Annotated in this window: 21 protein-coding genes and 3 pseudogenes; 13 read left to right on the top strand and 11 right to left on the bottom strand. The window is 56.3% G+C overall.

All coding sequences use genetic code 11. The features are described from left to right. Window positions 1–65 precede the first annotated feature (65 nt). The 5 genes and pseudogenes from gap to AC3EMD_RS13020 all read left to right on the top strand — a co-directional run bounded on the left by gap (window position 66) and on the right by AC3EMD_RS13020 (window position 5,552). Window positions 66–1,076 (top strand): type I glyceraldehyde-3-phosphate dehydrogenase, encoded by a 1,011-nt coding sequence (gene gap / locus AC3EMD_RS13040; protein ID WP_080783362.1) that lies wholly within the window; start codon window positions 66–68, stop codon window positions 1,074–1,076. A 608-nt stretch (window positions 1,077–1,684) separates the two neighbouring features. After that, window positions 1,685–1,948, top strand: a pseudogene (locus tag AC3EMD_RS13035) (ISNCY family transposase); the annotation flags it as partial. 405 nt (window positions 1,949–2,353) lie between these two features. Then, window positions 2,354–2,809 carry a MarR family winged helix-turn-helix transcriptional regulator gene (locus AC3EMD_RS13030; protein ID WP_012541719.1) on the top strand — a complete coding sequence of 152 codons (456 nt, stop codon included), beginning with the start codon at window positions 2,354–2,356 and terminating at the stop codon, window positions 2,807–2,809. Window positions 2,810–2,824: 15 nt separating this feature from the next. Continuing rightward, window positions 2,825–4,003, top strand: coding sequence for an HlyD/EmrA/EmrK family protein (locus tag AC3EMD_RS13025; protein ID WP_022065822.1), 1,179 nt, complete (start codon window positions 2,825–2,827; stop codon window positions 4,001–4,003). Between the two features lie 10 nt (window positions 4,004–4,013). Further along, entirely contained in the window at window positions 4,014–5,552 is a 1,539-nt protein-coding gene (locus AC3EMD_RS13020; protein WP_032740656.1) for a DHA2 family efflux MFS transporter permease subunit, read from the top strand. 194 nt (window positions 5,553–5,746) lie between these two features. Here the strand turns inward: AC3EMD_RS13020 and AC3EMD_RS13015 are convergent, their stop codons facing one another. The 6 genes from AC3EMD_RS13015 to AC3EMD_RS12990 all read right to left on the bottom strand — a co-directional run bounded on the left by AC3EMD_RS13015 (window position 5,747) and on the right by AC3EMD_RS12990 (window position 12,681). Next, complete coding sequence (locus AC3EMD_RS13015; protein WP_302074152.1) at window positions 5,747–7,411, bottom strand: dipeptide ABC transporter ATP-binding protein; 1,665 nt, start codon at window positions 7,409–7,411, stop codon at window positions 5,747–5,749. Continuing rightward, window positions 7,408–8,271: an ABC transporter permease gene (locus AC3EMD_RS13010; RefSeq protein WP_012968221.1), complete on the bottom strand. Its 864-nt coding sequence runs from the start codon at window positions 8,269–8,271 to the stop codon at window positions 7,408–7,410. The genes AC3EMD_RS13015 and AC3EMD_RS13010 overlap by 4 nt, the downstream gene beginning before the upstream one ends. Continuing rightward, window positions 8,264–9,226 carry an ABC transporter permease gene (locus AC3EMD_RS13005; protein WP_008804871.1) on the bottom strand — a complete coding sequence of 321 codons (963 nt, stop codon included), beginning with the start codon at window positions 9,224–9,226 and terminating at the stop codon, window positions 8,264–8,266. Before AC3EMD_RS13005 ends, AC3EMD_RS13010 begins: the two co-directional genes overlap by 8 nt. Then, complete coding sequence (locus tag AC3EMD_RS13000) at window positions 9,204–10,814, bottom strand: ABC transporter substrate-binding protein (protein WP_008804870.1); 1,611 nt, start codon at window positions 10,812–10,814, stop codon at window positions 9,204–9,206. The genes AC3EMD_RS13005 and AC3EMD_RS13000 overlap by 23 nt, the downstream gene beginning before the upstream one ends. Before the next feature lie 377 nt (window positions 10,815–11,191). Continuing rightward, window positions 11,192–11,836 (bottom strand): TenA family protein, encoded by a 645-nt coding sequence (locus tag AC3EMD_RS12995; protein ID WP_023340148.1) that lies wholly within the window; start codon window positions 11,834–11,836, stop codon window positions 11,192–11,194. Further along, the gene (locus AC3EMD_RS12990; RefSeq protein ID WP_004176161.1) at window positions 11,836–12,681 is read right to left on the bottom strand and encodes a BtpA/SgcQ family protein; all 846 of its coding nucleotides are present in this window, start codon (window positions 12,679–12,681) and stop codon (window positions 11,836–11,838) included. Before AC3EMD_RS12990 ends, AC3EMD_RS12995 begins: the two co-directional genes overlap by 1 nt. A 26-nt stretch (window positions 12,682–12,707) precedes the next feature. Between AC3EMD_RS12990 and AC3EMD_RS12985 the strand changes: the two genes are divergently transcribed. Beyond that, entirely contained in the window at window positions 12,708–13,580 is an 873-nt protein-coding gene (locus AC3EMD_RS12985) for a PfkB family carbohydrate kinase (protein WP_115196706.1), read from the top strand. Window position 13,581: 1 nt separating this feature from the next. Here AC3EMD_RS12985 and AC3EMD_RS12980 read toward each other — a convergent pair whose 3' ends face one another. Then, window positions 13,582–14,535, bottom strand: coding sequence for an ABC transporter substrate-binding protein (locus AC3EMD_RS12980; RefSeq protein ID WP_004190071.1), 954 nt, complete (start codon window positions 14,533–14,535; stop codon window positions 13,582–13,584). Window positions 14,536–14,879: 344 nt separating this feature from the next. On the opposite strand from AC3EMD_RS12980, the gene AC3EMD_RS12975 reads away from it, so the two are divergent. The 7 genes from AC3EMD_RS12975 (at window position 14,880) to tolA (ending at window position 21,584) form a co-directional block, all read left to right on the top strand. After that, window positions 14,880–15,902, top strand: a complete 1,023-nt coding sequence (locus AC3EMD_RS12975) for a LacI family DNA-binding transcriptional regulator (RefSeq protein WP_064142301.1) — start codon at window positions 14,880–14,882, stop codon at window positions 15,900–15,902. A 380-nt stretch (window positions 15,903–16,282) separates the two neighbouring features. Then, entirely contained in the window at window positions 16,283–17,029 is a 747-nt protein-coding gene (locus tag AC3EMD_RS12970) for an ATP-binding cassette domain-containing protein (RefSeq protein WP_004198552.1), read from the top strand. An 18-nt stretch (window positions 17,030–17,047) separates the two neighbouring features. Continuing rightward, window positions 17,048–18,049: an ABC transporter permease gene (locus tag AC3EMD_RS12965; RefSeq protein ID WP_008804867.1), complete on the top strand. Its 1,002-nt coding sequence runs from the start codon at window positions 17,048–17,050 to the stop codon at window positions 18,047–18,049. Window positions 18,050–18,052: 3 nt separating this feature from the next. Next, window positions 18,053–19,132 (top strand): phosphotriesterase family protein, encoded by a 1,080-nt coding sequence (locus tag AC3EMD_RS12960; protein ID WP_012541711.1) that lies wholly within the window; start codon window positions 18,053–18,055, stop codon window positions 19,130–19,132. A 14-nt stretch (window positions 19,133–19,146) separates the two neighbouring features. Then, the gene (locus AC3EMD_RS12955) at window positions 19,147–19,902 is read left to right on the top strand and encodes a glutamine amidotransferase (protein ID WP_023297626.1); all 756 of its coding nucleotides are present in this window, start codon (window positions 19,147–19,149) and stop codon (window positions 19,900–19,902) included. Further along, the gene (locus tag AC3EMD_RS12950) at window positions 19,902–21,044 is read left to right on the top strand and encodes a M20 family metallopeptidase (RefSeq protein WP_023297627.1); all 1,143 of its coding nucleotides are present in this window, start codon (window positions 19,902–19,904) and stop codon (window positions 21,042–21,044) included. Before AC3EMD_RS12955 ends, AC3EMD_RS12950 begins: the two co-directional genes overlap by 1 nt. Before the next feature lie 111 nt (window positions 21,045–21,155). Then, window positions 21,156–21,584 (top strand): cell envelope integrity protein TolA, encoded by a 429-nt coding sequence (tolA, locus tag AC3EMD_RS12945; RefSeq protein WP_008804864.1) that lies wholly within the window; start codon window positions 21,156–21,158, stop codon window positions 21,582–21,584. Between the two features lie 104 nt (window positions 21,585–21,688). Here the strand turns inward: tolA and AC3EMD_RS12940 are convergent. From AC3EMD_RS12940 to AC3EMD_RS12925, 4 genes and pseudogenes are all read right to left on the bottom strand, one after another. Then, a pseudogene (locus tag AC3EMD_RS12940) lies at window positions 21,689–21,886 on the bottom strand (N-acyl homoserine lactonase family protein); the annotation flags it as partial. A gap of 175 nt (window positions 21,887–22,061) precedes the next feature. Then, on the bottom strand, window positions 22,062–23,087 hold the full coding sequence (locus tag AC3EMD_RS12935) for an ExeA family protein (RefSeq protein WP_302074186.1): 1,026 nt from the start codon (window positions 23,085–23,087) through the stop codon (window positions 22,062–22,064). Then, window positions 23,020–23,938, bottom strand: a pseudogene (locus tag AC3EMD_RS12930) (hypothetical protein). Before AC3EMD_RS12930 ends, AC3EMD_RS12935 begins: the two are co-directional and overlap by 68 nt. After that, a complete protein-coding gene (locus AC3EMD_RS12925; RefSeq protein WP_044613380.1) occupies window positions 23,922–24,482 on the bottom strand; it encodes a recombinase family protein in 561 nt (186 codons plus the stop codon). Before AC3EMD_RS12925 ends, AC3EMD_RS12930 begins: the two are co-directional and overlap by 17 nt. Window positions 24,483–24,584 lie beyond the last annotated feature (102 nt).

The raw sequence follows: 24,584 nt of genomic DNA, 5'->3' as shown, positions 1-24,584 counted from the left end.
TGTCATTTACGCCAAAACCTATCCGTCCTAATCTGACTCCAGAGATAATAGATAAGGAGTTAATTATGGTAAAGGTCGGTATTAACGGTTTTGGCCGTATCGGACGCAATGTACTGCGCGCAGCACTGGATAATCCGGATATTCAAATTGTGGCAATCAACGATTTGACGGACAGCAAAACGCTGGCGCATCTGCTGAAATATGACTCGCTGCTCGGTAAGCTGGATGCAGAGGTCACCGCTAGTGAAGGGGGGCTTGTTGTTGATGGTAAACCCATTACCGTATTCAGTGAACGCAACCCGGCGAGTATTCCGTGGCGTCAGCGTGAAGTCGACATTGTTATTGAGGCTACAGGATTATTCACTGATCGTGAAAAGGCGGCTGTACATATCCACAGCGGTGGCGCGAAGCGCGTGATTATCTCTGCCCCTGGTAAAAACGATGATTTAACCATTGTGATGGGCGTTAATGAGAGTCTCTACTCCCCGGATAAACACTACGTGATAAGCAACGGAAGCTGCACCACCAATGGTCTTGCACCTGCTGCGCAGGTCCTGCACCAGCATTTCGGTATTAAACATGGTCTGATGAACACCACCCATGCCTACACCAACAGCCAGGCGCTGCACGATCAGCCGGAAAAAGATCTGCGCGGGGCTCGCGCCGCAGCATTGTCGATTGTCCCTTACTCCAGCGGCGCAGCGAAGGCTCTGGGTAAAGTTATTCCTGAGCTGGATGGCCGTTTAACGGGCTACTCGCTACGCGTCCCTGTGCCGGTGGTGTCCATTGTTGACCTGACCGTCACGCTTGAGCGAGATGTGACGGTCGAAGAGGTGAACAATGCTTTTCGCGAAGCCGCCGCAAAGGGACCTTTGAAAGGGATCCTGGGTTATAGCGATGAACCGCTCGTCTCCAGCGATTACCAGGGAGACCCACGCTCGTCTATTATCGACGGCCTATCAACGCTGGTGATTGGCGGTAATATGGTCAAAATTCTGGCGTGGTACGACAATGAATGGGGATTCTCTAATCGTCTCGTTGACCTGGCATTGATGATGGCAAAGCGTGAAAGCTAATCCACTGTGCGTTTTATTCATCTGTAAAAGTATACGCAATTCAGCTGGATGAATAGTGGCCACAAAGGATAACGAGTATCATTCATAGATTAAACATAACAAATCTATTTGACCGCGATATAAAAGCATAAATGCCCGAGAGAGCATTTATGCTTTCGGTGAAGAACGGAGTTGCGATATGTTGTGGCCAGGTGCTCCCTGGTGGTAGCTAATCAACGCAAACTATTAGATACAAGGGAAAGGGCAGTTGCGATAGAACCTGTCAACATGGAAGCCGGCTGCGTTGGGCGAAGGTGCTATTTATCTTCAGTACACCATTCAACTTCAGCTGGCGCTTCTGTTTATGGACACGATTGGAACTCGCCATTCGAGTGCGTAAACGATGCTGGCGCCTTTTTGAGAATCACGTCTGTGGCTGATAAAGGCCTGGTTGATACACAGGAGAAGAGGCTGTAGTGGGCGAAGTGATTGTTAAAAGCCATACGACGTTATTGAGTAAGACAATGCATTTAACATAATATACATTATGCGCACTCATATTGTGGTGGCTAAGTTGTTAGGTTTTCTCCTGGATAAGTTACTCGTAGATTCAGCATCGATAGATTCTGATGACGGCTCATGCGGCGGAGTTTTTTGCTTTGGATAAAGTTAACCGACTCAAAGTTATTAGGACGTTATCGTTCGGCGTCTGACTACACTTGATGGCCACACAGCGCCTGAGCATATCTGACAGCCTGTGCCGATGCCTTCTGTCGCGTTACCGTGAATCTGGCCCGCTGGGTATGGCTAGCCGTCGTCGTTGAAAACCCAGCAATAACCAACGACCTGATAGTCTTGCCCGGTACGTACTCAATATTATCCGCTTGAGATATCTGACGGACACTGCCGACGGTTGTTGGAGCGCTATAGTGAACATGGGCCGCTTTCACTTGTTAACCGTCGTCGTAGCCAGCCTGGCAACCGGCAACTGAGAACGTGTACTGCGTACTATCCGCGAACATTACGCTGATTTTGGTCCGACAGTACGCCAGCTGATGACACCGACTGGTTTAGGGAACCCTGGCAAATTACGGCCGCGTGTACATCAATCTCGCCTGTGTCGGGCCTGTACCACAGAGCGCATCCAAATTGATGTCTGCGGGCATCACGGGTTCGAGTGATCGTAATTCGCTTATCGCCCTCCTCCATTTGTCAATATGTGTGCTTTCTGTTGACCTAATTTGACAATTGGTGACCAGGCAGTAATTATCATGTTAATTACTGACCAGGCAGCTATCATGAATACCCCAATCGACTCTTCCCATAAAAACCTGCATCTGGGTTTGCTGTTCCATCTGGCAAACCAGTTTAAGGACCTGCTTATCGGCCATTACTTTGCCGACAGCGGCATTACCGCACCGCAATTTAAGGTATTGATTAATATATTTAAAGGTAACACCAGCCCGGCAGAAATCTGCAAGAGCCTGCAGATGGATACCGGGGCAATGAGCCGTATGGTTGCACGTATGGTGAAGAACGACCTGATCGAGCGCCGCCCGAATCCGCACGACAAGCGCCAGGTGATCCTGGCCCTTACGGCAAAAGGTCAGACGCTGTGCAATACGTTTCAGAATGAAGCACTGAATACCATCCTCGCGGACTTAACGGCGCGTCTGACGCCCGAAGAATCCCGGCAGCTCGCAGATATTCTTATCAAAATGCTGCCCGATGAATTCACGGCCCCCCATCGCTAATTAAGGTCACCGGTTATGTCTATGGAAAATAACGCGCCTCCCTCTGACAAGCGCCCAGGCAAGCGTACAAGAAACTTCGCCATTTTATTACTGATCCTGATCCTCGCGGCAGGAGGCTGTCTGGCCTGGTATCTGCTTTACGCCCGCTATTACGAGAGCACCGACGATGCTTACGTCAACGGAAATCAGGTCACCCTGACACCGCAAATCACCGGTACCGTGACTCAGGTGACCGTGGATGAAGGCGATTATGTCGAAAAAGGCCAGCCCCTGGTTCTGCTGGACCCAAGCGATACCGCCATCGCCCTGCAGCAGGCTGAAGCCAATCTCGCCAGCACAGTGCGTCAGGTGCGTGGCCTCTACAGCACCGCCGACAACTACCGTGCACAAGTTGCTGCCAAAAAAGTAGCCCTGCAAACAGCGAAAAGTGACTACGTGCGCCGGGAAAAAATTGTCAGTTCCGGCGCCATTGCGGTGGAAGATCTGGCGCACTACCGTGATGCCGTGACCAGCGCGCAAAGCGATTTACTGGCTGCAGAGCAAGCGCTCAAAACCAATCAGGCGATGGTTGATGACACCGTGGTGGATAACCATCCTGAAGTCAAAACCGCCGTTGCGACGCTGCGCCAACGCTATCTCGATAACTCCCGCAGCACCATTGTTGCGCCCGTCAGTGGTTACGTCGCTAAACGTGCTGTGCAGCTCGGGATGCGTGTCACCTCCGGCACCACGCTGCTTGCCATCGTGCCGCTGAATGAAGTGTGGGTGGATGCCAACTTTAAAGAGAGCCAAATGCAGGACATGCGCATTGGGCAAAAAGTAGAGCTGAATGCGGATCTCTATGGCGATAACGTGAAATATCACGGCACCATCGAAAGTCTCGGCATTGGTACCGGTAGCGCATTCTCACTGTTGCCAGCCCAGAACGCCAGCGGCAACTGGATCAAAATCGTCCAACGCCTGCCGGTACGCATCACGCTTGATCCACATGACATGCAGAAGCATCCGCTGCGTGTGGGTCTGTCGATGAACGCTGAGGTGGATATCCGCAATCAGGGTGGTCACCTTCTGCCACAAAAAACCGTCGAACAGCCGCGATTCCGTACCGATGTGTATGAAACGCCAATGGAAGCAGCCGATAAACTGGTGGCGAAAATCCTTCATGACAACACCAGCGCTGTAGCCCAGCGCTAAGAGAGAAGCTATGTCAGAGCCGAAGGCAGCCTTTACGCCCCCCAGCCTGTTTCTGGCGACGCTTGCCCTGTCGCTGGCGACCTTTATGCAGGTGCTGGACTCCACCATCGCCAACGTGGCGCTGCCGACTATCTCCGGCAACCTGGGCGTTAGCGCCGATCAGGGGACATGGGTTATCACCTCTTTTGCGGTGTGTAACGCTATTGCTCTACCGTTGACAGGCTGGTTTACCCGCCGATTCGGGCAGTTGCGGTTGTTTATCGCCTCGGTGATGTTCTTTACCCTGACGTCATTTCTGTGCGGCTTCGCCCACAGCATGACGGAGCTCATCATCTTCCGTGCGCTGCAGGGCTTTTTCGCCGGGCCGATGTTCCCGATGTGTCAGACGCTGTTGCTGGTTATCTTCCCGCCGATGAAACGCAGCATGGCGCTGGCGCTGCTGTCGATGGTGACCGTGGTGGCGCCTATCGTGGGGCCTATCACCGGCGGCTGGCTTACCGATAACTACTCCTGGCCGTGGATCTTCTACATCAACGTGCCGATTGGGATTTTCGCCTCCATCGTGGTCTGGTCGCAGCTGCGCATGCGTGAAGAAACAACGCAGTCATCGCCTGTCGACTATATTGGCATCGCGCTGTTGGTGCTTGGCGTGGGCCTGCTGCAGGTGGTGCTGGATAAGGGCAACGACGAAGACTGGTTCTCTTCTACGCCCATTATCGTGATGTCTATTGTCTCGGCGATCAGCCTGATTTGCTTTGTGATATGGGAGCTGGACGAACGTCACCCGATTGTGAACCTGCGGCTGTTCAAAGACCGCAACTTCGCCATCGGCACGTTGGCGCTGATGCTGGGCTATGCCGCGTTCTTTGCCATCAACATTATTCTGCCGCAGTGGTTGCAGACCCAGATGGGCTACACGGCTATCTGGGCCGGTCTCGCCGCTGCGCCGATGGGCTTCTTACCACTGGTGCTGACGCCAGTCATCGGACGTTACGCCAGCAAAGTGGATTTGCGAATTTTATGCTCAGTGTCATTCCTGACAATGGGGGCATCCTGTCTGATGCGCGCGCAGTTCAATACTGACGTGGATTTCCGCACCATCGCCAGCGTGCAGATGTTTATGGGGATTGGCGTGGCCTTCTTCTTCATGCCGCTGACCACCATTGTGCTGTCGAATCTGCACGGTAACGAAGTGGCGGAAGGCTCAGGACTGGCCACGTTCTTTCGCGTACTCGGCGGCTCCTTTGCCTCATCGTTAACCACATGGATCTGGCAGCGACGTGAAGTTTTCCACCACGCGAATCTGACCGAGAGCGTGACACAGTACAACCCAGCGGCTATGGATTACGTAAATAAGATGGGTGGCCCGACGCAGCAGCATCTTGCGATGATTGACCAGGTGGTTACCCAGCAGGCCTACATGATGTCGACAATCGACTATTTCTGGGTGCTCGGCTGGGGTTTTATGGCGCTGATTATCATCATCTGGTTCACCCGCCCGCCGTTCGTGAAATCGGGTATGCCAGGCGCCCCCGCAGCAGGTCACTAAACTGAAATTCACACAGGCAAACTTCGCTGAACGAGCAATGCGTATGGATGGCGCTATCGAGCGCCGGGCCAGTGCCTCTTCCCTGCCCTTTATCACGTAAGACCGCCGGGAACGGGCTCTGGAGATGATAAGAGTGTTGAATAACATTGACCCCTTTTCTGATAACGGTGTTTGACGTTTACTGCTCAGTTATTTCACAGCGGCGTCTGCCCAACAGCTGATAACAATTGTCGAGTCCACGGGTGGCGTGGCGCCCGAAAAATTTGATCCACACTGCCGCTTTCGACGACCTCGCCGTCTTTCATCACTGCAATACGATGACTCATATGCTGCACCACGCCCAGATCATGAGAGATAAACAGCATTGACAGATGCAAACGGCGTTGCAGCGCTACCAGCAAATCCAATACTTGCGCCTGGGTGGTGACATCCAGCGCCGACACCGGCTCGTCGCAAATCAGAATATCCGGCTCGCAGGCCAGGGCCTGGGCGATGGCGATACGTTGCCGCTGCCCACCGGAAAGCGTGGCCGGACGTCGCGTCAGCAGATCAGGACTTAAACCAACCAGCGCCAGCAACGCCTGCGCACGTGACAACCGGTCCGCGGCTGTGAGCGTCGTATGCAGGCGCAGAGGCTGTTGCAGCAATTGCGCCACGTTATATTGCGGATTAAATGAACCCAGCGGATCCTGCACAATCGTCTGGATACGCGCCCGCAACGGCTGCCGCTGACGTTCTGTCAGCCTGCTCCATGGTTGCCCAGCGAGAAGGATCTCGCCCTGTTGCGGTGCCTGCAGCGCCAGCGCCAGTTTGCCTAGCGTGGTCTTCCCGCTACCGGATTCGCCCACAATGCCCAGCGTTTCGCCCTGCGCGACCTCTAACGTCACCTGATTGACGGCCTGCAAGCGACGGCCATCCGGCAGAACATACGCCAGTGATACGTTATCGGCAGCCAGCACGGGTGTGGTGCTGTCGGTACTGATGTTCTCCCGCACTACCGTTTGACCCAGCGGATCGTTTCCTGTTAACCACTTCCCACGCGTACCGGCAGAGGGAATGGCCGCCAGCAGACGGCGGGTATAAGGGTGTTGCGGCGCATGCAGCACCTGTCGCACATTGCCGCTCTCCACTGCTTTGCCCTGCCGCATCACCACCACACGGTCGGCAATATCCGCCACCACCGACAAATCATGGGTGATCAGCAGCACGCCATGCCCGGCATCCGCCAGGGCCCTGAATACATTCAAAACTTGTTTTTGTACGGTGGCGTCCAGTGCGGTAGTAGGTTCATCGGCAATGAGTAATCGCGGCCCCGCCGCCAGCGCCGATGCGATGAGCGCACGTTGGCGCAGGCCACCGGAGAGTTCATGTGCATACTGCGCCATCCGGTTATGCGGATCGGGGATGCCGGTTTGCGTTAACAGCTCCGCCACGCGTTCGCGAACTGCCGCCCCCCGTTCCAGGCGGTGCGTCAACAACGGCTCCGCGACTTCCTGACCAATCCGGCGCAGCGGGTCAAGCGAGGTCAGTGCATCCTGCAAAACAAAACCAATTTCGCGCCCGCGTAGTTGCTGCCAACGGCGGGCATCGCACGCCAGTAAATTCTGCGACAGGCCATCGTGCCCATGCAATATCAGGGACTCGGCGCGAACAGCCGCCCCTGCCCCCGCCAGCCCGACTAGCGTCCGGGCCGTGACGGATTTACCCGAACCGGACTCGCCTACCAAAGCCAGGACTTCACCGGCATGCACGTCAAACGATAAGGCGTTAACCGCCTCAATCAGCCCCTGCAGCGAGGGGAAGCTGACGCTCAGTTGCGCCACCTGTAACAGCGGTTGCTGGAAGGTCTTTGAAGTCATGCGATCCCGCCTTTGGCAATAAGGGTTTGAACACGTCGGCCCAGCAGCGTAATGGCAATCACCGACAGCGCGACAACGCTGGCGGGCAGCAGGCTGACCCATGGGGCGCTATCGAGAAAATTACGTCCCTCAGAGAGCAATGCGCCCCACTCCGCCGTCGGCGGAGTCACCCCAAGTCCAAGGAAACTGAGGGCCGAGGCGGATAATATGGAATACCCTATCCCCACCGTTGCCAGTACCAGCAGCGGGCGCAGCGTATTGGGCACAATATGGCGCAAAATAATCACCATTGGCGGCTCTCCCAACGCCACCGCATGCTGCACATACCCCGATAACCTGACCTGCAACACTTGCGCGCGCACCAGCCTGGCATAGCCAGCAATGCCGGCCAGTCCGACCGCCAGCAGGGTATTCTCTGGCCCACGCCCCAACACCGTGATAGCCAGCAGCGCCAACAGCAAATCGGGGAACGCCAGCATAATGTCCAGTAGCCGTACGAGTAACTGCCGTACCGCCCTGGGCGCAAGACCTGCCAGTGTCCCCAGCACAATACCGCCCGCGCTGGCAATCAGGGTCGCGCCGACCCCAATGCTCAGCGACAGCGAGGTGCCATACACCACGCGGGTAAACACATCACGCCCCAACTGGTCAGTACCGAACCAGTGTCTGAGGTCCGGCGGCTGCAAAATCGCGCTGAAATCCATCTGTTCGGGGGTGTACGGCGTGAATAGCGATGGAAAAAACACCGCCACCACGAGCAGTAGCACCAGTAACAACGGAATGCTGGTACCCGGCGCCAGCCACGGGTTACGATAGCGCCCCCCGTCGCGGCGGGCCACCCGCAGTAAAAGATCACTCATCAGCATGCCCTCGCAGACGTAGACGGGGATCGATCAGTAAATAAAGGGTATCAATCAGCAGGTTAATCACCACAAACAACAGCGCGGAGAACATCACCACCCCCAGCACCAGGGGCATGTCTCGGTTCTCAATCGCACCGAGAGTGATTTGCCCCAGCCCCGCCCGACCAAATACCGTTTCGGTCAGAATTGAGCCGCCTAATACGCTGGCCAGCAGCGTCCCCGTCAGCGTCGACACCGCCAGCGAGGCATGGCGCAACGCATGCCGTAAGCGCAGCGCAGTTTCACTCACCCCTCGCGTACGCACGGTCATGGCGAACGGCTGCGAAAGCGCCTCCTCCAGCCCATCACGCAGCACCTGGCTGAGTGTCGCAGCCAGCGGCAGGCTGAGCGTCACCACCGGCAGCACAAGGGCGATCCAGCCATCGTTACCGGTCACCGGAAACCATTGCAGTTTGAAACTGAAAATGCTCAACAACACGATGCCGATCCAGTACACCGGTGTGCTAAGCAGCATCAGCTCCAACCCGGCAAGCAGAGACCGCAGACGCGGATGACGTCCGGCTGTCAGTAATGCGTTAAATACCGCCAGTACCAGTGCCAGCGCCAGGGCGCTGACGGCCAGCGGCACCGTCTCTTTCAACGCTGCGCTAATCACCTGCACAACAGGCTGGCGATACTGATAACTCACGCCAAGGTTGCCCGTCAGCGCCTCGCCACAGTAGCGCAAATATTGCCACCACAGTGGCTTATCCAGGCCGAACTGGCGGGTCAGTGTCTCGCGAAAACTATCATCCACAACGCTGTTGGCGCTGCCTATCAGAATTGCCACAGGATCGCCGGGGATCAGTTTTACCGCAACAAAGGTCAGCGTTGCCGCACCCCACAGCACGGCGAAAATGGTCAGCAGGCGCTTGCCTGCTGCCAGCAGCTTAGCGTTGGATCCAGACATCATAGAAATTCGGCTTCGCGTTCGTGGCCCAGCTAATGCCCTGCACCTGTTTGGCTTTCCCTAACTGATATGCCGGGATGTAAATTGGCACCGCCCAGGCCTGATCGATAATCTGGTGCTGGATGGCATAGTAGATGCGTTTACGCTCGGCTTCGCTGGCACCGACAGCGGTTTCCAGTTGGCTATCCAGCGCTTTAACGCGGCTGAAGTTGTTCCCCTTCGGCGGAATATAATTGGAATGGAAAACGGTACGCAGGATGTCCGGCTCCGGGCGAACAAAATAGTTCGAGATAATGTCGTACTGGTTAGCCGCCGTGCGGCTGCTGAGAATGCCTGAATCCACCGGATCGAGTTTCAGTTCAAAACCGGCTTGTTTTACCTGGTATTGAATTGCCTGGAACAGCGTCACGTCAGCGGCTTCGACATCGTTTGAAGAGTAGGTAAATTGCACAGTAAGGCGTTTACCCTCCTTGACCCGGTAGCCTTCGCTATCGGTTTGCTGCCAGCCGGCTTCATCCAGAAGACGGCGGGCTTTTTGCAGATCAAACCCCCACTGGCTGGCAATGGCCGGATCGTAATCCAGCGTAGCGGGTCCAAGAATATTGTCGGCAGGTTTCAGGATGCCAAAGAACGCGGCTTTAACGGCAGTGGTGCGATCGATGGCGCTCTGGAAGGCCTGCCGTACTTTCAGGTCGCTGAAGATCCCTGTGTCGCTATTCAAATAAAGCACGCGCGGAACGCCGGGGTTTTCCCTGGTGATCACATCCAGCTTCGGGTTATTTTTTACCTGCGCATAATTCACCGGCGGAATGGCATCGATCACCTGTACCTGCCCGCTATTCAGCGCGCCAAGACGTACCGCTGACTCCGGCAGGTACTTAAATTCGATCTTATCCAGCCATGCCGGGCCTTTATGGGTGGCATAGCCCGGGCCCCAGTTGTAATCGGCGCGCTTGCTGAGTTTACTCCCGCTGCCTTTGACAAACGATTCGAGGATAAAGGGACCAGAACCGACCACGGTATTGCTGGTATTCGCCGTTTTCTGCAGATAAGCCGGTGACTGAATACCGAGATACGGCAAGCTCAGCCCCTGCAGCAGCGGTGCGAAAGGCGTTTTATAGCGGATCACCACGGTGTACTCATCTGGCGTAGTGATCGCGTCAATCGGCCCCAACAACGATTTGGAGTAACTGGAGGTGGTTTTCGGATCGAGTATGCGTTCAAAGTTATATTTTACCGCCGCAGCATCCAGTTTCGTGCCATCACTAAAAGTCACATCCTTGCGAAGATGGAAGGTGTATTCGCGGTTATTGTTTTTAATTTCCCAGCGTTCCGCCAGCCATGGTGTAAAGCTGTTATCTTCCGCCTGGCCGACCAAAGAATCCACCACGTTACGCGTAACCAGAGCGGTGACGGAATAAGCGGTAATAGAGGGGTCAATAATCGGGGTATCGCTGCCCAGAGCGACCGTCAGCACACCCCCCGCGACAGGTTTATCCTGTGCGTGAGTGGTGAAGCTGGCAGTAAGCGTTAGCGCGGAAAGCAGACTGATGCGCAATAAACTGTTCTGTGAATAAATGCTTCGTTTCATCCCTTTTCCTTGGCCTGGTTTTTGTTAAATATCTGGCAATTAAAGTCCATTGTAGGGGGAGAGCCGCCGTCGAGTAACGATGGATAATTTATATCTATTTCTGAAAATAGCTTTTTCTTCAGGTGGGAAGAAAAGAAAAAAGAGAGCCCCGAGCTACAGGCCCGAATAAAATAACATAAATGCTCGCCCTCTATAATTTCTCTCAAAAGAGTCAGAAGGCAGCTAAATTAACCCTCCGACTTTATTAAGATAAAAATGTGAAATAAGAATCGGCATTAACGGTAATGCTAAGTTTCGCCAACAAGACGCAGAACGTCGAGATATAACCCGTATTCAGGAGACGCCGCGTCCGGCGCCCCCTGTGATTCACCTCGCGGCTACTCCTCGTACGCCGCGTGATGGAAATCAATTTCCCACTGCAGCACCTCGCCGTAAAGCGCCGATAACGCCTGCTTTTCGTCTTCACTCAGCGCCATGGCGCAGCGGTCGAGTTCGTTTTTTAGCCAGAGAGCCTGCTGATAAAATTCGTCCTCCGCGTGCATTTCCATCCAGCGTCGTAAATCAGCATCGCTCTGATAATGTTCGCTCGCCCGTCGGCACCAGAAATAGTACATCCATTCCGCACCGAACATCAGGGTCACAATCTGCTCATAGCTGCCCTCGCGGGCGGTCCGCAGCATACCGTCGCGAAAGCGCCGTACCCCGGGCAAATCATCCGGGTACTCAGCGGGATCGATCTGCCGCGCTGACAACACCTGTTCAAACCACGCGATCTGCGTATCTACCAGGGCATTCAGCACGCCAATCAGCCAGCGCTGCTGTTGAATACCCGGCGCTTTGCTGACCCCGAGGGCAAAAATCGCGATCGCCGTCGCGACAAAGTTGCCCTCAAACACCAGATAGCGGTTGAAGACGACTGTCGGCAGACGATCCTGTTCGATATCAGTCACAAACGGGTGCTGCTGCATCGCCTGCCACGCCGGTTGATGTTCGCGCAGCAGGCGTTCGCTAAACGCTTCCATTAAGCTTCCTCCAGCGCGGCCTGCGCGACCGACATAAAATGCTTCACCCGGGCCAGCTCAACATCGTTCCACCAGACGCCATCGACCTTCATTGTACTGGCCACAATGACCCCCTGAGTCCGCCCGAGGATCTGCTTCACGTTAGCCGGTGTCACCCCGGAGCCCACCAGGAGCGGTAGTTCCGTCGCCGCGCGGATCTCGTCAATTTCCGCCATCGTGGCGCTATCGCCCGTACGCTGGCCGGTGGCGATCACCGCGTCAGCCTCGAAGAAATCGACATCGCGCGTCAGTTCCTGAATCGAACGATCGGCGACAATGGCATGGCTACCGTGCTTAACGTGGCTATCGGCAAAAACGCGGATATGTTCAGCGCGCAGCATACTGCGGTAGCGCAGCGCCTTAGCGGCCGCCCCTTCTATAAATCCTTCGTTGGCGATATAGGCGTTGGCCCACTGGTTTACGCGGACGAAATCGGCGCCTCCCGCCAGGGCGATCGCCATTGCCGGGATCGCCGCGTTAGCCAGAACGTTAATGCCCAGCGGCACAGCAAAACGTTCACGAACTTTCTCGGTAATGACCGCCATCAGCGCTGAGGTTTCATGGCCGATATCCTCAGGTTTAGAGAAAGGAATATCGCCATGGTTTTCAATAATCAGACCATGAACACCGCCTGAAATATAATTTTCAGCATCACGAAGCGCACGTTCAACAATATCCGAGACTGATTTTCCTCGATATTTTGGCGAGCCAGGAAATGGGTCGCAATGAATAACACCAATAACAGCCTTGCTTCGTGAAAAAATAGCTTGTATTGCATTCGTTTTTTCTGCTGAGATAGCAACCATCTTATCCATCCTGTTAAGGGAACACTATGCGTGTTTACGTTACTGGTAATATTACCGTAGATGAAACCTGGTCCATTCCGGATATACCGAAAAAAGGGGCTTCCATTCACGGCGTTAAAGTTTCGCAGGATATCGGCGGTAAAGGCGCGAACCAGGCGATTATATTATCCCGCTGCGGAATAGAAACTCGTTTAATTGCCGCCACGGGAAATGACAGCAACGGCGCGTGGATCCGCCAACAGATAAAACATGAACCACTGACGCTACTACCCGACGGCCATTTCAATCAACATAGCGATACCTCGATTATTTTAAATAGCGCTGATGGCGACAACGCCATCATTACCACTACGGCGGCGGCCGATACATTCAGCCTGGATGAAATTATTCCGCATATGGCGGATGCCGTCGCTGGCGATATTCTGCTGCAGCAGGGCAATTTCTCCCTCGATAAAACGCGGGCGCTGTTCCAGTACGCCAGAAGCCGCGGCATGACGACGGTATTCAACCCCTCACCTGTCAATCCTGACTTTTGCCATCTCTGGCCGCTCATCGACATCGCGGTGGTCAATGAATCCGAGGCCGAGCTGCTCCAGCCATACGGGGTGAAAACCTTAGTGATTACCCAGGGCGCCGCAGGCGCCTGGCTGGTCCAGGAGGGCCAGCGTCAGTTTTGTCCCGCCGTGCCCGCCGAGGCGCTTGATACTACCGGCGCGGGCGACACGTTCCTCGCCGTCATGTTGGCCTCCGCCCTGCTGCGCGGCGTCGCGCCGGATGCGCTGGCGCTGGCGCACGCCAGTCGCGCTGCCGCCATTACCGTTAGCCGCCGGGGGACGCTCAGCGCGTTTCCCGGCAGCCGTGAGCTCGCCGCCCTGTTAACCACGGACGGCGCGCGCTGACCTACTTAAACAGCGGACGGTATGAATCGACGTTCGCTTTGGTCACCACCGTCGCCGGAACCAGAATGGTTTTCGGCACGGTTTTACCCGACGTGATGCTGTTCAGCGCATTCAGGGCTTCGGCGCCCATCTTTTCCGGGTCCTGCTGCAGTACGGCGGTGACGTAGCCGCCGTCCATACCGGAAATCGCCTTCGCCGTCAGATCCCAGCCAAAGACTTTAATATCTTTCTGCCGCCCCTGGTTTTCTACGGCGGCGATAGCGCCGAGCAGCGCGGGTTCGCCGGTGGCATAAATCGCTGTCAGATCCGGGTTACCGGTGATCAGGTTTTCCGCCGCGGTCATCGCTTTATCCTGCACGTTCTGCCCGTCGACCACGTTAGCGATAGTAATCTTCGGATTGCTTTTCAGCGTCTCTTCGAACCCTTTCTGCCGCTGGTTCTGAATGGCCGAATTCAGCGCACCGACAATACCCAGTCGCGCCTGGCCGCCCATCTCTTTCTGCACGTAGTCCACAAAGTATTGACCGATAATTCTGCCGCCTTCAATATTATCAACGCCGACCTGAGCTGCCTGTGGCCCGGCCGGTAATACGGCATCAATCGCAATCACCGGAATGTTTGCGGCGGCGGCTTCTTTAACCGCTGGCATGATCCCGTTAACGTCGATAGCAGCAACCAGAATGCCTTTAACGCCTTGCTGAATATAGTTTTCTATCGCGTCGTTTTGCGCCACGGGATTATCGTTAGAGTTAAAAATAACTAAATCCTTGCCACTGGCTTTGGCCGCATCCTGTGCGCCTTTATTCATCAGATTAAAGAACAGCGCCTGTTGGTTGATTTGTACCAGCGCATAAGTCGGACCGGCAGCGCTGGCGGCAGAAATAAAACTCATTGATGCCAGCATGGTCGTGGCGACAGCAAGGAAACGCAGTTTTCCGGTGTGAAATAACATCATCAGTATCCTCGTCGGGAATAGTTGATAGCCAGCAGAGTTCCGCGCCGCATGCGAACGCAGAAGGATTATTTTTTGGCGGGCAAATATCGTCTATATCGCCAGAACAATCATTGAACGTTCGGCGGATACCTGCTTAATGTCATCCCGGCAACCGGTCCGTGTCGGTGCGCGACTGGAATAACTTAAACGGGGTTGGGAATGACTTCCCGGATGATGCGGTAAACTGCCTATACAATTCTCTGCTGATTAAAATTTGTCAAGCATTTATTTTTGGTGATTGTTCGCAGAGAAATTGCTGTATCCACCGCGCTTAACTATGTTACAGATAGCCGATTCTGGCAGAAATGGCGCAGGAAATGAGTATAAAACGCGTATTGTTATCCGATGTGGCAAAGCTGGCGGGGCTGTCGAAGGCGACCCTGTCGCGCTATATGAACAACAGTATTGTGCTGCCGCAGGACACCATCGACCGCATCGAAACCGCCATTCGCGAACTGGACTATCGCGGCAATAGCCTGGCACGTCGTCTTAGCAAAGGCGGCAGCGAAACGCTTGGCCTGGTGCTTCCCGATATTACCAACCCCTTCTTTGCCGAACTGGCCGACGCTGCCGAAGAGGCTGCTTCTGCCAGCGGCTACAGCCTGGTGCTGTGTATCACCCGCAACAACCCGGAAAAAGAGTGCCAGTTCATTCGCTGGCTGGATACCTGCCAGGTCGACGGTCTGTTGTTCACCACCAACCGCCCCGATAATGGCCTGCTGCGCAAGGAAGTCCAGCGTCACGAACGCATTGTCCTGCTGGATGAAGATATTCCCGGCAGTAAGGTACCGAAAGTGTTTGCCGATAACGTCCAGGGCGGGCGGATCGCCACCGAAAAACTGATCGCCGCCGGGCATCGCCATATCGCTTTCGTCGGTGGCCCGGACAAGCTGATGAGCGTCCGTGAGCGCTATCAGGGCTTTTGCACCGCGATGGAGCAAGCGGGCCTGAGCTGGCCGTCCGAATGGGTGATGTATGGCGACTACCAGCGCGAGTTTGGCCAGCAGGCGCTGCGGTACCTGTTCAGCCAACCGGTTCGCCCCACCGCCGTCTTCGCGGCCAGCGACTATCTGGTGCTCGGCCTGCTCGATGGCTTGCGCGCCAGCGGGCTCCAGGCGCCGGAGGCGCTTTCGTTAGTCGGCTTCGATGACGCCAACTACGCCGATTTTACCCAGCCGCGGATCTCCACTATCCGTCAGCCCGCCCGCGAACTGGGCCGTACCGCGGTGAACATCATGATGCGCCTGCTAAACGACGATCCGGACATCCCTGCGGAAACCCGCCTGCCGGTTGAATGGATTGGCCGCGACTCGATCAAGATCTGTTAAGCCCGTCCCAAAATGGCGCAAAAGTGCCCGCTTTTGGCGCAAAAAACGATCAATTAACAATTTATTCACTATAATCAGTAAACCGGTTTACCGGATTTTATTCAATTAAGTGTATTGAATACATAAGGTTAAGTTACAGGGCTGCTGTGTGGTTCCTGCCCTGGCACGGATGCTGCAACGTTCTTACTGGCGAACAAATATCTTACATAGCGTTTGTCCTGACTGCCCTGGCGAGTGCTCTATTCCGCAGGTAAACCGGTTTACTAGATTGTAAACCGTGTCGGATAGAGTCCCTCCCGCAGGATGGCGAACATTTTCCCGGCCACAGCGATGGGAGTTATCAGATGCAGCAGCCACAAACTACCCCGCCAAGGGTAGAGATGATCAATATCACCAAGACCTACGGGTCGATACGCTCATTGCGCGGAGTCAACCTTGAGCTGGCCCCGGGCGAAGTGCTGGGCTTAGTGGGCGATAACGGTGCGGGGAAATCCACCCTGACCAAAGTGCTCTCTGGCGCGGTGATCCCCTCCAGCGGCACGATTCGTATCGACGGTGAACAGCAACAGTTTACGAATCCGGCCGATTCGCGCCGTTGCCATATCGAGATGGTCTACCAGGATCTGTCGCTCTGCGACACGGTCGACGTCGCGGGCAATCTGTTTATGGGCCGTGAGCCGATGAAATCGGTCCTCGGCATCCCCTTTCTCGACGAGGCCAAAATGCACGCCGATGCCAGAGAGATGCTTAAAGGGCTCGGGATCTCCATTCCGGATACTCGCCTGCTGGTGCGAAATCTCTCCGGCGGCCAGCGCCAGGCTATAGCCATCGCCCGCGCCGCGGCCTTTGACCCGAAAGTGCTGATTATGGATGAACCCACCGCCGCGCTGGCCGTCGCGGAAGTTGAAGCGGTTCTGGAGCTCATTCGCCGCGTTTCCGCTCGCGGGGTGAGCGTGATTCTGATTACCCACCGCCTGCAGGACCTGTTCCTGGTCTGCGACCGGATCATGGTGATGTATGAGGGTACTAACGTCGCCGACAGACGGGTGTCCGACACCAGCCTGAGCGATATCGTTAACCTGATTGTGGGCGAAAAATTCACCGCCCGCTCTGCGGCAGCACATTGAGGTAACAGGATGAGTATCATGAACTTAAGCAGCTCCCGCATGATCCAGCATTCGCTGCCGCGCCGCCTGCTGCATAACCACTCAGGCGTGGTCAGCATCGCGCTCTTTTTCGTCTTCTGCTGCGTGGTGTTTTCGCTGATCACCAGCAACTTTCTCACCGGCACCAACTGGCTCAACATTATCCGTCAGAGCGCCCCGCTGCTGATCGTCGCGACGGCAATGACTCTGGTCATTACCACCGGCGGTATCGATCTGTCGGTAGGCTCCACCCTGGCGCTGGTCGGCGCGCTCTCCGCTATCGCCCTGAATAGCTGGGGGCTGCCGTGGCCGGTGGTACTCCTCGGCGGCCTGCTGCTCGGCGGATTCGTTGGCGCCATCAACGGCTTCTTTATTGCCTATGAAGGCATTCCGGCGTTCATCGTCACGCTCGCCACCCTGGCCGTAGTTCGCGGCATCGCGCTGCTGGTCACCCAGGGCTACTCGATTCCGGTGCCGGCTGACAGCCTGTTTACCTTTATCGGACGCGCGTGGGTAGTTGGTATCCCCATGCCCGCGCTGATCGGCATGATGATACTGGTGATCGGGCATATCGTTCTCAACCATATGCGCTTTGGCCGCTACGTGACCGCTATCGGCGCCAACGCCGAAGGCGCGCGGCGCAGCGGCATTAACACCAAAGCGGTCACCATGAAGGTCTATATCATCAGCGGAATGGCCGCCGCGCTGGCGGGGATGATCATTACCGCACGCCTCGGCAGCGGCTCTTCCAACCAGGGCGAAGGCTTTGAACTGCAGGTCATTGCTGCCGTTGTGCTAGGCAGCACCAGTCTGTTTGGGGGCTTCGGGACTATTATTGGCACGCTGCTGGGCGCGCTGTCGATTGCGGTCATTCAGAACGGGCTGATCCTGTCGCATATTTCGCCGTTTTACACCCAGATAGCCACCGGCACCATTATCCTGCTGGCTATCTGGCTGAACACCCGCATTCTCAACCCGACGCGCTCCGCGGCAAAAGGATAGCTGATGAAAGGATCAATTTTTCGCCATCCCTCCCCGCTGCCGGTCGGCGTCAGCAGCGGTTACGTGATGACTGTGCTTGGCCCGCTGCCGATTAACGAAATGGGCGTTACCCTGATGCATGAGCATATTCTGCTGGATGCCTCCGGCAAATGGGTGCCGCCCTGCTGCTGCAGCGATCGCCATCTTGCCGAAATGCCGGTGAAAATGGAAAACCTTGGCGAACTGTCGCTCAACCCGCTGATGAGCCGCGATAACTGTCAGCTGTTTGATGTCGACGTTGCGATTGACGAGCTGACTAAATTTCGCGCCCTTGGCGGAGAAACGGTGGTCGACCCAACCAATATCGGCATTGGCCGCGATCCGAAAGCGCTGGCGCGCATCGCGCGTCTGACCGGTCTGAACATCATTATGGGTACCGGGCTCTATCTGGAACCTTCGCACCCTGAGTGGGTAAAAATCAGCAGCGTCGAACAGCTGACCGAACGGCTGATTTACGATCTTGGCGGCGCGGAGGAGAAACCGGAGGTGCTCGCCGGGCTCATCGGCGAAATCGGTATCTCCAGCCGCTTTACGCCGGATGAGGAGAAATCCCTGCGCGCTGCGGGTCGGGCCAGCGCCGCGACCGGCGTGCCGATCGAGGTCCATCTGCCCGGCTGGGAGCGGCTGGGCCATCGGGTGCTGGATATTCTCGAGCAGGAAGGCGCCGATTTACGCCATACCGTGCTGTGCCATATGAATCCCAGCTTTGCCGATAAGCGCTACCAGCGCGAACTGGCGCAGCGCGGGGCGTTTCTCGAATACGACATGATTGGCATGAGCTATTACTACGCCGACGAGTCGGCGCAGTCGCCCTCCGACGAGGAGAACGCCCGCGCGATCCGCGAGCTGATTGACGACGGCTACATCCAGCAAATTCTGCTGTCGCAGGACGTCTTCCTGAAAACCATGCTCACCCGCTACGGCGGCCACGGTTATGGCTACATACTCAAGCATTTTGTTCCCCGTCTGCGGCGCCACGGCGTCAGCGGCGAACAACTTGAAACCTTAATGATTGGAAACCCCCAGCGGGTCTTTGGCGGATAAAAGGAAACGTCATCATGCAGAAAAAAATCTTACTGGTCGGTGAGTCCTGGACCAGCACCTCAACGCACGTTAAAGGCTTCGACCAGTTTGCCACCGCCACCTGGCACACCGGCGCAACGGACTTTCTGGCCGCGCTCGCCGACAGTCCCTATGCCATTACCTATATGCCCGCCCACGCGGCGGCGACCGACTTTCCGCTGACGCTGGAAGCGCTGCAGGAGTGGGATGCGATTATTCTCTCGGACATTGGCGCCAATACGCTGCTGCTGCATCCGGACACCTGGCTGAAGAGCCGCCGAACCGCCAACCGTTTAACGCTCCTGCATGATTACGTGGCCGGCGGGGGGGCGCTGATGATGATCGGCGGCTATTACAGCTTCCAGGGAATCAACGGCGGCGCGCGCTACCGCCATACCGCGGTGGAGAAAGTGCTGCCGGTACGCTGCCTGGCCTGGGACGACCGCATTGAAACCCCGGAAGGCTGCTATGCCGAAGTGACGGAGTCTCACCCCCTGTTTAACGATATTCCGGGCGAATGGCCGTGGCTGCTGGGCTATAACGAAGTTGAAATGCACCCGGAAGGCAAACTGCTGGCGAGCGTGGCCGGTACCGGTCATCCGCTGTTGGCTGTTCGCGAATATCAGCAGGGTCGTTCGCTGGTGTGGACCAGCGACATGTCGGCGCACTGGCTGCCGGAAGAGTTTGCCAAATGGCCCGGCTATCGCCAGCTATGGATTAACTGCCTCGACTGGCTGACGGAACGCCGCTGATGACCACGACCCTTGAGCTCGCCCGGCAGCTGCTGGGCTTTAACACCATTAACCCGCCGGGCAGCGAAGCTGACTGCATGCGGTTCTTCGCCGACTGGCTTGACGATAGCGGTTTTGAGGTTTCGCTGTCGTCGTTCGGCGAGGGACGCTGCAATCTTATCGCCAGCCTGCCCGGGGCGAAGAGCGGTAAACCGCTGGCCTTTACCGGACATCTGGATACCGTCCCGCTGGGAAATGCCCGCTGGCAGTACGATCCTTTTGGCTCGCAGATGGAAGACGGGCGTCTTTATGGCCGCGGATCCAGCGATATGAAAGCGGCGATAGCGGCGTTTGCCGTCGCCTGCGTTCATCAGCGGGAAGCGATCCTCGCCGGACGCGGCGCGGTATTGCTGATAACCGGCGGAGAAGAGACCGGCTGCGACGGCGCGCGGGCGCTGATCGCCTCCGCAACGTTGCCGGAGGTGGGCGCGCTGATCGTCGGTGAACCCACCGCCAACTATCCGGTTATCGGCCATAAAGGCGCGCTCTGGCTACGCTGCGAAACGCGGGGGAAAACCGCCCACGGCGCGATGCCGGAGCTGGGGATCAATGCTATCTATCTTGCGGCGGATGCGTTGGGTAAGATTCAGCATTTTTCGCCAGGCGCGCCGCATCCGCTAATGAAGCAACCCACCCTCAACGTCGGACGCATAGAAGGCGGACTCAATATTAATTCCGTACCGGACCGCACGCGTTTTGATGTCGATATCCGCAGCGCGCCCAATTTACAGCACGCCACTATCCGGGAGCGCTTGACGACGCTGCTTGGCGAAAGCGTCACCGTCTCCACGCTGGTCGACCTGCCCGCCGTCCTCAGCCGGGAGGATCACGCGTGGATTAAGCAGGTTTACCAACGCTGTCAGCCGCTGCACGCTGAGCCGATTGCGCCGCGCGTGGTGCCCTACTTTACCGACGCCTCGCTGCTGCTGCCTGCATTGGGCGATCCGCCCTGTATTATTCTCGGCCCCGGCGAGCCGTCGATGGCGCATCAAACCGACGAGTACTGCCTGCTCAGCCGACTGGCGGAGGCAGAACAGCTATACGGTGACATTATTCGCGACTGGATGGCATCACCGCCCGCGACGAAAGTAAAAAATGAGTGACACTGTCACTGAAAGCGCGTGCCATGCATTCAGCGTTTGAATAATTTCGCGGAATAACAGAGGATAACCGCCTCGTACACGACGGTATCCCCACCAGCAAGGAGGCTTAGCATGTCCGTGAAAACCAACGCTGTGCTCGTTTGCACCCTCTCTTTACTTCTTTCCGCCTGCTCGGGTGGTGCTTCTGCGCCGGACAGCGCCGAAGACGCTAAAATATCGGCTGAAGTGGATAAGATACTTCGCGATTATCAAACGGGTTCCGATACTTCACCCCAGGCCAATGCCTCACGCTATCTGGCGCGGATCCAGGCGGCTATCTTCGCTAACATAGACCAGCCGGCCTCCTGGCAAGGGCAAAAATGCTCGGTGCGCTTTACGCTACAGCGTGACGGGACAGTGCAGGATCCGACGGTCGAGAGCGGCGATCGGCCATTCTGCGCGCAGGTGATGTCCGCGCTGAAAAAAGCCAACATCCCGCCCGCGCCGGACGAAAAAACCTATCAAACCTTCAGTCATGTCGTGCTGGACGTGAAGCCCTGAGCTTGCCCGCAGAAATGGCCCCGGCCATCACCAGGGCCATTTCGAACAAGATAAGCTGACAGCCCTGCTTAACAGACGCTTTTTGGCGATCAGCGAGGAATGATTCAATAGTAACAGGCTGGCGCAAGCCTGTTTTTTTTCCATTCTTCAGGATCGTGGCCGGGTATGAATACCGCATGATATCGCTCGGTAAGCTGACGCAGCTTTCGCACTGACTGAGCGGCATCAGTAGCAGACGTCATTAGCCCCGGGAGCGCCCTCTCGTGGTAATGATCTAAGGTATAAGCCGCATCAATCGCTAGCTGTAGCGAATCGCGTTTGAAATCCCCCCGACTCGCATTTATCCCGTTTTTCTGCTCAAGATAACTGCAAATGAAAATAGCGCCCTGCTCAAATTAAGTGCAACTGTGCTCGCATTTATCCTCTCCGGATTGCATTCCATTGCCCCGGAATCACGATAACTGCAAATCAGCACCATTATATTGGCAGACCCACTGCCAGCATCCTGTCACGCAGTTCTGCCGTTCTGGTCGGGTCCAGCTGATTACTGAATAATGCCCTTATTTCAGAGGGTTTGGCATCAAACTGCTCCACCATATCCTTCAGACGGTAGCCGTGTCGTGTCAGGGTTGGTTCCAGATCGTCAAGCTGCCGGGACAGCACGGATTCAACCAGCGCGGCAGTAACCGGCTTTTCACCCGCCAGGTAACCACCTTCCAGTGCCAGCGCCAAATGCTGTTGTACCTGCAGGGGGGTGCGGAGTTTTGCGGCCAGCAGATCAATGGCATCGCTGGTCAGAATCTCTTCAGGCTTTCCCTTACCGGTGCTGGTTTTCAGCAGCCAGTGGATGTACTCACGCTGACTGCCGGCGATCCCGTCCAGGGTGAAAATATCGGTCCGGTAGCCAATTTCTTCCATCGTCGGGCGACGTAAATCATTGCGCAGCTTCGGGTGACCGGCCAGCACCACAGACAGGCGGCCACCACCATCCTCCACCACTTCCATCAGCCGTTTGAGTCCTGTCAGAGTATTCCCGTTCAGGTCATGAGCCTCATCAACGAACAGTGCCACCGGGCGTTTTCCCTTTTTGACCAGCTCCTGGAGCTCACGCTCGCGTCGTTCCCCCTGTTTGGGGATCTGTACCTGTCTGTCCGGTGCCAGATCGTAAAACAGGGCGCTGATCAGCGTGGCAAGCCGTATAGTATGTTTTTCCACCGAGAGCGAACGGGCAACGATGATTTTATTTTCGTCCGTCAGCTGTTGCTGTAAACGTCGCAGTGTCACGGTTTTACCGCTCCCGACCACACCGCAGACCGCGACGAGTCGACCTTCATGTATTGCACCTTTAATGTCCTTCAGCAGCTGTTTATGGTGCGCCGTTTCATAATATCCGGCCTGATCGATGGGCCGTGTCAGCCCGTAATGCTCCATCACTTCAACCCGCATGATCTTCTCCTGATTGTCTGTTACGGAAATGAGCCCTGACGCGGGCGAGCACTTCACTGCGGATAAGGGTTTCCGCCAGAAGACTGTCGATAAACGTCCGATCTTCGCCTGACATTCTGGCCAGAGGAATTGCCAGGTCACCGGCGATGGCCAGTTTTGCCGCAATCACCGTGGGGTACTGGTATTCAGACTCCGGGGGAATAAAAGGCTGATGGGGCAGTTCATGCTGAGTCTCCGTGGTTTCGCTGACCAGCCGGATATCACTCCCGGCGAGAGCACTGACGGGCAAGCCCAGTTGCGCGGCCAGGGCATGGATACGGTCAGCGCGCTCTGCTGCCTTCCCCTGGCGGAACGCCCGGTATCGGTGCAGCGGAACCGGGCCGGAGACCGGATGTTGGAAGGCGACATATCAAACTGCCAGCAGTCATTGCTGTATTCCGCCTGAAACCGGGTGGCCGGAGGTTCCCGCAGCAGGCGGGGCTGGTCGAGACGGTACAGTGAGAGCCAGCGGTTAACCGTGGGCACACTCAGCACGCCTGCAGGGGCCCTGACGAGACCCTGTTGTGTTTCCACGCCATACTCTTCAAGCAACTGGATTGCACGCCCGGTCGACAGATGGCGTCCGGCTTTGTTGGTGGTGCGCAGCTTCAGCGCGGCGATCAGCTCGCAGTAATATTCCAGGTCCGGGCGGGACATCACCCGCGGGCGACCATGATCCCGCCGGTGGGCCGTACGGGGGCGGAGTGTGCGGTGGAGAGAGCGATAAACCGTGGTGGCAGAAAACCGTACAGCTGAGCGACAGTGGCGATCTGAATAGCCCGTTCGGGACTTTTGGGCGGCAGACGATCAAGCCGCTGTCGCTGTTGCAACAGGGAGTCTGACGGGATGGACTTACGCCGGCTGCTCATAGTTATCCAGCACCCGGTAGACCGATGCCCGTCCGATACCCAGCTGGCGGGCAATCGCCGTGGCACCCATTTTCTCGTCCACATACAAGCGGTGCACCTCGGCAAGGTCAATGGACGGCTTACGGCCACGGTAAACCCCGCGCGCTTTGGCGGCAGCAATACCTTCCATCTGACGTTCACGGCGCAGGTTGGTTTCAAATTCCGCGAACACGCCCAGCATATCGAGGAATGCCTTGCCGGCAGCCGTCCGGGTATCTACCGGCTGCTCTGTGGCCCTGAGGGTGATCCCGCGCTGGTTCAGGCTGTAAACGATATCCTGCAAATCCCGGATGCTGCGCGCCAGACGATCCACCCGCGTCACCATCAGCGTGTCACCCGGGCGCAGGAACTCAAGCAACAGACTGAGTTCTGTCCGCCCGTCCCGGCTGCTGCCGCTGGCTTTTTCAGAACGAATGATTTCACACCCGGCGGCACGCAGGGTCTGCGTCTGGAGTGTAAGGTCCTGCTCGTGCGTGGAAACGCAGGCGTAACCGTAAAGTGCCATAAATAATGAAAACTGTCTCGTTAGCCTTTAGATGATGAAAACGTAGCACCGGGACGAGACAAAAACGACCCAAATGAGACAGAAAAACTGTCTCACCAGGAT

The sequence above is a fragment of the Klebsiella sp. PK18 genome, assembly GCF_057784655.1.
The sequence above is the reverse complement of the archived record's forward strand: the minus strand, read 5'-3'. Positions and strand labels throughout refer to the sequence as shown.